We start from the raw sequence: 7,977 nt of genomic DNA, 5'->3' as shown, positions 1-7,977 counted from the left end.
CCCTTGACTTGTTGGTATGTCTGCGATATGACCATCTCTTAAGTTGGTTTACCAGGATATGGTCACATCTACAGAACACCTCCTTTGATACCACATGGCTGTAGTAGTTACCCCATCCCCTTATTATTGGATTGAGTTTCTCTATCAGTTCCTGCTGGGATAGTGCCTTGCCTTTGGTCAGCACAATCTCATGCAGTTTGTCAGTGAAACGTTTCTGACTTTTCTTTGAGGGCTTTATTAACAATGTCCCGTTGTACTTCCGTACATTGAACCCTAAAAAGTCAAATCCCTCACTGATATGTGTTATCAGTGTCTTCTCCTCGGATAGTGTAAGTCCCCTTTCCTTTAAAAAGGCTGTCAACATTTCCTTTATTTCAAGTAATGTTTCCCTTTTATCGGCTGTGACAATGAAGTCGTCCGCATATCTTACGAGATTGACTTTGGGGCAGTAAAGTTTTCCATTGACATAATTTGCCTTGTACTTCTCTTTGAGCATTCTTTCCATGCCGTCAAGAGTTGTATTTGCAAGTGTCGGTGATATGATACCACCCTGCGGTGTCCCTTCAAGCGTCGGTTGAAGCAGCTTGTTGAACACAACTCCACTTTTAAGCCATTTCCTTAATATCAGCCTGTCGATTCGTACGTTATCGAGAAGCCATTCATGGCTGATATGGTCGAAGCAGCCTTTTATGTCTCCCTCCAATATCCATTCGGGAGAGCAATCCCTGCTTAGCCATCTATGGAGTGCGTCTATCGCATCTGCCGTACTTCTGAACTTTCTAAATCCGTAAGAGTTCGCATCCGCTTCATTCTCCGTTATCGGTTCCAATGCCATAAGGTATAGTGCCTGCATGGCTCTGTCTTTCATGGTCGGTATCCCTAACGGTCTTGTCTTGCCGTTTGCTTTGGGTATGTTGACCCTTTTCAATGGGAGGGCTTTATATCCTCTCCGTGTCAAAGAACGTATAGCTTCTATTTTCTTGGCATCGGTGTCCCACTTTATGTGGTCAACCCCTGCCGTGCGCTTGCCTTTATTGGAGGTCACTTTCCTTACTGCCAATGCCTTGGCTTCGAACGAAGTGACAAGCAGGTGCTGCAAGGCTTTAACCTTGTTGTACCTCTTTATTGTATGAGCCTTTGCTATTCGGACTTGCAGCTTTCTGACCTTGCATTCACACTTATGAAAGTCAATGTCTTTCCATGTCGTGTTGCGCTCGGCTGAAGATGCACACTCGGCTTTCGCCTCGCTCCTTTGCTGTTTCTTCATTTCGTTAAAGTTCTACAATCGTTTCACAAAGAATTACCCTGCGGAAGTCTGCCTGCTTTCGCATGAGGTGACGTTAAAACCTCTATCCTCCGCATTACACGGAAGCATTCGCTTTCTCCGCAATCCTTTACCCGCACCCCATTCGGCTTCTCTTGCGATTGGCTTACCTGCCCGATAAAGGCAGGAGAAATACGGGCTTACCAAGTTCCGTACAAGTAACTGACGACCGACTTAGAGTCCGCCCATCCACCGGCAGTACTACATCCGTGTAGTCCTATCAAACAGAGAACTAACCTGACTGCCCGCCTTTTGGCTATAGCTTGTAAATATCCGTAAGCTATTCTTTTGTAACGATGGTGCAGCGGTTAACATACGTTACTCATATCGGTCAGCCTAACAGTCTATGCATTGGATATTTCTGCATAGAACCATATTGTCAAGAGGGCTTCGCACCAAACAATTACTCGTAAAGCACGCCTCTTTAGGCTACTGTTGACGGAACAACAGGTTCAGACATCATGCTGAACAATTACTTGTACGACTTCTTGTCGCACACCTGATACAAAATTACTGAAAAGTTTCCGTAAAACCAAAAGGTTCCCTTTTATTACTTCACAATCCACCTCTCCACATTCCTCTTCTCATAGCTGAAGTTCACACCCACCTTCACCAGCTTCCTTCCGTCACATAATATCTAAATATATTTCATCAATGTCATGAAGGCATTCTTCACATGCTTGTTCGGGAACCCCAGCTTGTAGGTATTCGATTTCTTATCGTAATCTTTAATCGTCAGATACCCGCTCTGATAAATCACCGGAATAAGATTTTTCGATGCAGTATCATTACTCTCCAACAGATTGCCGTCTATTTCAACTCCTTCCAATTCTCCAAAGTCTGAATCTCTCTTTTTAAGCATTTTCACCAGAAATGAAGGCGTTCCAACCTCTATCCAATTGCTTCTTAACGCCTTTGAATCCAAGGTAATCATTAAACCGGATAGGTTATATATATCCACACAATCCTCGTTGAAGTGATACCCCTCGAACATCTCCCTCTTTCCGCTGAAATAAGTCTCCAGCGTAGAGATAAGCAGACTCTTGCCGAACCTGCGCGGACGGCTCAGAAAGTAATATACACCGTTATTTACCAGGTCATATATCAGATCCGTCTTGTCTATATAAAGATAACCGCCTTCGCGTATCTTTTCAAAATTCTGTATTCCTATAGGGTATTTCATTTTTTTTGAAGTTAAGAAGTTATGAAGTTATGAAGTTAAAGAAGTTAGGCTTCAGATACAAAATTACGTAAAAGTTTCCGAAATACCAATCCTATAAACACCATTATTCCACCTTCTTGAAGTGCACCGAAGCCATTCCGCACCTCAGTGTCCTTCCCTCCTTGAATATAGCCCTCACCTTCGTGATATGTTTGCTGTCGAAATCCTCCTTGCTTCTGCATCCCGTGCTGCTCACGCTCAGCGACAGCGACCCCAGTTCCCCCAGTCTCACTATCTCCCCGTTGCACAGCGCCTCCGTCACAATATCTTCCATGGTTATCAGCACTGCCACGATGTCCGGACTCCCCACAGTCCCCCTGTTCCTTATTCTGTCAATCAGCCCTTTAGTGTCCAGCACCCCTTTCGAGCGAACGTGAGCGTAATACAATCCTTCCTGTTCCGGGTTTCTCGGGTCCTTCTTTTCCGCCACCGAGTAGTACAAGTTGTTGTCCATAATTCCTTAATGTTTAGTGGTTTAACTTCGATGCAAAGATACCGTCCTGTGGAATTATGCAGTTCCCCTCTGTCCGTCTTTGGGAGGAAGTAAAGACTATTTAATGCTCGAAACTGGTATATAGTAAAAATCCCCGTCGAGATGACGAGGATTGAAGATAGATTCTGTTTCCGGGAAATCAGTCCCTTCTGAAAATATCCCTTGTATAGACCTTTTCCGCCACGTCATCCAGACATGCGTCATATCTGTTCGCTATTATGGCGTTACTCATGCTCTTGAATTTATCCAGGTCGTTCACCACCTTCGAGCCGAAGAAAGTAGTGCCGTCCTCCAGCGTAGGCTCGTAGATTATTACCGTTGCCCCTTTCGCCTTCACACGCTTCATCACGCCCTGTATGGAGCTCTGGCGGAAGTTGTCGCTGTTCGATTTCATTGTCAGTCTGTAAACCCCCACAACGCACTCCTTCTCTTCTTTCGAGTTATAGTCACCACGATTGAAGTAATCATAATATCCCGCCATCTTCAGCACCCTGTCCGCTATGAAGTCCTTTCTTGTGCGGTTCGATTCCACTATAGCCTCTATCAGATTTTCCGGCACGTCCTGATAGTTCGCAAGCAGCTGCTTAGTGTCTTTCGGCAGACAGTAGCCCCCGTATCCGAACGACGGATTGTTATAATGGTTCCCTATTCTTGGGTCAAGACTCACACCGCGGATAATATCCTGAGTGTTCAGTCCCTTCATCTCAGCATAAGTGTCCAGCTCGTTGAAGTAGCTCACCCTCAGCGCCAGGTACGTGTTGGCAAACAGCTTCACCGCCTCCGCCTCTGTCAGTCCCATAAAGAGCACATCTATGTCCTCCTTCAGAGCTCCCTCCTTCAGCAGCTCTGCAAAAGTCTCTGCCGCCTTTTTCAGTTCCTCAGCATGATTCGAAACCTCCTCAGTGGGATAGCTTATTCTCTCACCTTTTCAGGTATCACGTCCACAGCTGTCACCTTATGATGCTGAGCCAGTAATGTGGCTATTGATAAGCCCACATACCCTGTTCCTGCAATTGCTATATTAATCATTTTCAATTCCTTTTATTCTAATAACAAATCCATCATAAACCCGATATAGCCAATACTGATTATTGGTTTATCAGGATACAAAAATACTAAAAAATCCCGTAACTCCAACTTTATAAACACCGGAATTCCCCCACACCCGTAATCTCTGACAGATATGGGGGAATCCCTCTTATTCCACCTTTTTGAAGTGCACCGTAGCCATTCCGCACCTCAGAGTCCTTCCCTCCTTGAATATAGCCCTCACCCTCGGTCTTGTAGAGGAACCACAGTATTTCAAAATCTTTTTTGCTAAACAAAATCTTTCGTGTTTTAAGTTTAGCACGAAGGTATGGGAAACAGCCATGCTAGTCAATACGCCAATTTTGGAAGATTTCAGGCTTATTTACGAGATTTGCAAAGATTGGAATACAGTCAATAATAAAAGACACCAAAATCTTTTGGTCTTTATCATTCTCTATTGGCTTAAAACAAGTCCGTGGAAGATATGATTTATTTATTATATTTTTTAGGTTTTCATAATTATTATAGTTAAAACCAAAGTAAAAGCATTGGATGTCTATGGGTATGTTTACATAAAAAAACACACCCTTTTCCGGATCTTGACTATATCCATTATAAGCTATTTCAAAATTACTATCAACTTCTCCACCAATAACACATAAAGGACCAAATCTCATAGCGACATTCTCATCAGTGGTATATTCTATAATACCTTTACGGTTCTTATCTGATTTGAGCTTGATTTGAGGGTAACATTCACCTCCTGTTGATTTTTGTTTATTTATAATATCATATCTATTTATATATGCATCCTCCGGACAATAATACTCACCTCCTACTGTTTGACTCTTTAATACTTTAATTACTTCCTCCACACAGGAAAATCCACGGTACACTAACATAATCTTATGATTTTTTAGGTTCCGGATTATTATCGCCAGCTAACGTCATCTCTATAGGCTGAATGGCCTGGGTAAATGCCTCTATTATTGTATTCACGCCTTTTGGTACGGGCAATTGTCCAGCATGGACGTTTACGGTATATTTGGCAGAGTTGCTCTTCTCATAGTGTGTGTCATGTGTGGAAGAGTCACGTGAGGAGTAACTGGCAGAACCCTTTATTGATACCGACAGAAGGCCTATACCAAGTTTGCTCTCGAATGAACCGTCGGCCTTGGTTTCAGATTCCTTGCTCTGTGATTCAGATTCTGAATAGCTGGACTTCACTTCCATCTCGAAGGAGATATCCACATTGTTTACACCCAAAGAGTTGATAGGTATAATGGTAAGCAGCGGGAGATTGAATTTAGTGATTAAATAGTCTATTTTCGAATCAGGCTTGCCATTTTCGTCAGTGGTAGGAGTAAGCACACCACGTTCCAGCGACATCTCTATCATGATAGGAGAATAGCCCGTATGCAACATTCCAGCTTCGGGATCTTTCCCGTATTTTTCCTTAAAGGCTTTCTTTTCATCATCTGTAAGGGCACGCTGTACCTTTTCGAAACAAGTCTCTAAAAGGAATTTGGTCTGCGTGAGAGCCATACCGGCATTGGCTTTGGCGGTAGCGTTGAGTGGCCCTCCGATAAGATCTTCCATAGGCAGGCCCGTAAACTGTTGGGCCATTGAAACGAGTTCTTTTTCCATACTTAATCTTGATTTTAAAGGTTTGATTTTATTTTTCCACCTCATTACGAAGCGAAGCCTCGTAATGGGCTATAAGATTTTCCAGTTCCTGCGGGTTACCTCCTGCGGCAAGGGTAAACTCAATACGAGTGTCCATACCTTTGCGAAAGAGACGGAAACGGCTTGACCTGTCCATTATCAGCTCGCCTGAACGCACCGCAAGACTGCATTTCACTGTGAACCGGATCTTGTCAAGATGTATGGTTTGAGGATTGGCTAAGGCCGCAAGTGGTACACTTACAGTACGGTAGTCCGGCTGACCGTCATCACCGGTAGAAGGTATTCTGAATTTTACTTCACGCGGCGAATAAATACAAGTTTCGTTATCAGACTCCTTGATGAAGGAGCCCGAAAGTACGGAGTCCAGTCCTGTCTGGCAGTCTGCCGAAGCTGTATTCACCGCATTGCATAGCATCCTGATAAAAGACTTGAAGGGAATCATTCCTGTACTTCCTGACAGTTTTTCGGATATTCTTCCCCTTTAGCTGCCTGACGTTTCAGCTCTTCAAGACGTGCTTGGGCTTGAGCCACTATAGGACGGCTCTTTAGGGAGAGCGAGATGCGTGAATGACATGATGAACACTCAAAAGATTCTCCCTGCAGAAGCAGAGTAAGATCGAAATAGATTTGTGCCTGGCAGCACGGACATTTTATTGTATTCTGCATATAGATTATTTTTATTGTTTGTTGTCAGTTGGTTCAATGATTGGTTTCTTGAGTACGGTCATCAGAGTCATTCATGGGAACGGATGCCCGTATGGCCTTATCGTAGATGTCAAGGATGGTGAGTAATCCACGCGAAAGAGGTTGTGTGGAGGTTTCTACAGACACTTCCAGACCTTTCAATGCCGGGCTCTTACCACTGCGGTCTGTACCGTTCAGGCGACCACGATACAGGACCCTTTCATTCAGTATGTCAGTCATACCTTCGGACTTGTAGCTTTCAGACGAGGTGATGTCAACGGAAAAGCTGATATTGCCCTTAGACACGGAGAGGGCATTGATTGAAAGAAGATTGAGGAGAGGTATTTGGAAGTTGACAGACTTTCCTCCCGTCCCTCCCAACTGTATACTCATAGTAATCATTACAGGTTCGTATACATCTCCTTTCAAACTGAAACAGTTCTTCAGGAGGAACCTGGTCTGTCCTGAAAGCATCATCATGTTAGCCTTCGACAATGCTATGAGAGGTGCACTTATGATACCCTCTATATTCTGCTCTCTGTTGAGTTGTTCTGTTTTTGCCATAATACTAAGGTAAAAAAATTGTTTTTCAGTTATAACATACATACCAGTCCTCTATCGTCCCTTAACTGTGTCAATGCGTAAAACAGTTTGCTTAATATGTCACTATACTTATATTCTTCTTTGTTTTTAGCAAATCACTGTCATCTGTCACTAATATCATTTTATTCCTATCACAGAGCTCTACATAATACGAATCGTTGAAGTCTGAATCTGATGACATGTCTGTCAATATGGAATCTATATTGATGGAGTTAAAATCATCAGGGCGGCGTTCTGATATATTTAATATATCATCTACTTCTGCTAATATTGTTTTCAGTGATGCGTTATAATGCGATGTTCCTCTATAGTCCCTTTTGAAATCTGTATTACTTTTTATCCTTCCTTCCGAAACAATCCACAGGTCAAAATGCAATCTCAAGGATCTGTTGATATATTCTGAAAGGATGAGCGAACTTATAAAAATACTGCAATTACGGTTCTTTATATCACTAAGGAGGCTGGAATATTTCTTCTGTTTGTCATAATGAGTACCGGCTATGTTTGCGAACAATAACATCCATACATTATTGTCGAAAAAATAGCTCCCGCCCATCTTTACATCATAATCCTTTACATTAGAGATTTTTGCCGCCATAAATCGCATTGTCTACATTATTCTCAAATAAATTCTTCTTTTCAGAATAGAATATCTTGGCATTTTCAGCCACCATAGCTATCCTTTCTTTCTTTCCAGGAAGGAGATTGCTGAACTTTATGTATTCATTCAACTCTTCGCTGGTATAATTTTCATAAAGGCATCCTATGGCAATATTCAAGAAAGCTGTAGTTATTACAGTAATGTCTGAAAAGTCCAGTTCCACTTCTTCTTTATTCTGAAGATATTGAATTATTAAATCATATATTTTCTGCCCTTCATCTACAGTTGCTGCCTGATTAAGGCTTACATAATCTGATATTTTTATAGTCTTCATA

General features: G+C 42.5%; 11 protein-coding genes and 1 pseudogene. All 12 read right to left on the bottom strand.

Annotation, left to right across the window (positions count from 1 at the left end):
• On the bottom strand, window positions 1-1,267 hold a 1,267-nt coding region (ltrA, locus tag I6E24_RS14635; RefSeq protein WP_235329292.1), incomplete at its 3' end, for a group II intron reverse transcriptase/maturase.
• A gap of 694 nt (window positions 1,268-1,961) precedes the next feature.
• Entirely contained in the window at window positions 1,962-2,507 is a 546-nt protein-coding gene (locus I6E24_RS14630; RefSeq protein ID WP_394800415.1) for an AAA family ATPase, read from the bottom strand.
• 103 nt (window positions 2,508-2,610) lie between these two features.
• The gene (locus tag I6E24_RS14625) at window positions 2,611-3,000 is read right to left on the bottom strand and encodes an HU family DNA-binding protein (RefSeq protein ID WP_235329290.1); all 390 of its coding nucleotides are present in this window, start codon (window positions 2,998-3,000) and stop codon (window positions 2,611-2,613) included.
• Window positions 3,001-3,178: 178 nt separating this feature from the next.
• Window positions 3,179-3,913 (bottom strand): annotated as a pseudogene (locus I6E24_RS14620) (UDP binding domain-containing protein); the annotation flags it as partial.
• Window positions 3,914-3,951: 38 nt separating this feature from the next.
• Window positions 3,952-4,068 (bottom strand): UDP-glucose 6-dehydrogenase family protein, encoded by a 117-nt coding sequence (locus tag I6E24_RS17635; RefSeq protein ID WP_204402089.1) that lies wholly within the window; start codon window positions 4,066-4,068, stop codon window positions 3,952-3,954.
• A gap of 344 nt (window positions 4,069-4,412) precedes the next feature.
• Window positions 4,413-4,970 (bottom strand): hypothetical protein, encoded by a 558-nt coding sequence (locus tag I6E24_RS14615; protein WP_204402091.1) that lies wholly within the window; start codon window positions 4,968-4,970, stop codon window positions 4,413-4,415.
• Between the two features lie 4 nt (window positions 4,971-4,974).
• Window positions 4,975-5,715 carry a DUF2589 domain-containing protein gene (locus I6E24_RS14610; protein WP_235329288.1) on the bottom strand — a complete coding sequence of 247 codons (741 nt, stop codon included), beginning with the start codon at window positions 5,713-5,715 and terminating at the stop codon, window positions 4,975-4,977.
• Between the two features lie 28 nt (window positions 5,716-5,743).
• Window positions 5,744-6,196 (bottom strand): hypothetical protein, encoded by a 453-nt coding sequence (locus I6E24_RS14605; protein WP_204402094.1) that lies wholly within the window; start codon window positions 6,194-6,196, stop codon window positions 5,744-5,746.
• Window positions 6,193-6,420: a hypothetical protein gene (locus I6E24_RS14600; RefSeq protein WP_235329286.1), complete on the bottom strand. Its 228-nt coding sequence runs from the start codon at window positions 6,418-6,420 to the stop codon at window positions 6,193-6,195. The genes I6E24_RS14605 and I6E24_RS14600 overlap by 4 nt, the downstream gene beginning before the upstream one ends.
• A gap of 33 nt (window positions 6,421-6,453) precedes the next feature.
• Entirely contained in the window at window positions 6,454-7,002 is a 549-nt protein-coding gene (locus I6E24_RS14595; RefSeq protein WP_204402097.1) for a DUF2589 domain-containing protein, read from the bottom strand.
• Window positions 7,003-7,093: 91 nt separating this feature from the next.
• Window positions 7,094-7,639 (bottom strand): hypothetical protein, encoded by a 546-nt coding sequence (locus I6E24_RS14590; protein ID WP_204402099.1) that lies wholly within the window; start codon window positions 7,637-7,639, stop codon window positions 7,094-7,096.
• A partial coding sequence (locus I6E24_RS14585; RefSeq protein ID WP_204402101.1) for an STAS-like domain-containing protein occupies window positions 7,620-7,977 on the bottom strand: 358 nt, incomplete at its 5' end. The genes I6E24_RS14590 and I6E24_RS14585, both read right to left, overlap by 20 nt.

It is taken from the genome of Bacteroides caecigallinarum, from assembly GCF_021530995.1.
GTDB classification, from domain to species: Bacteria; Bacteroidota; Bacteroidia; order Bacteroidales; family Bacteroidaceae; genus Phocaeicola; species Phocaeicola faecigallinarum.
This window is presented reverse-complemented; position numbering and strand designations above follow the sequence as displayed.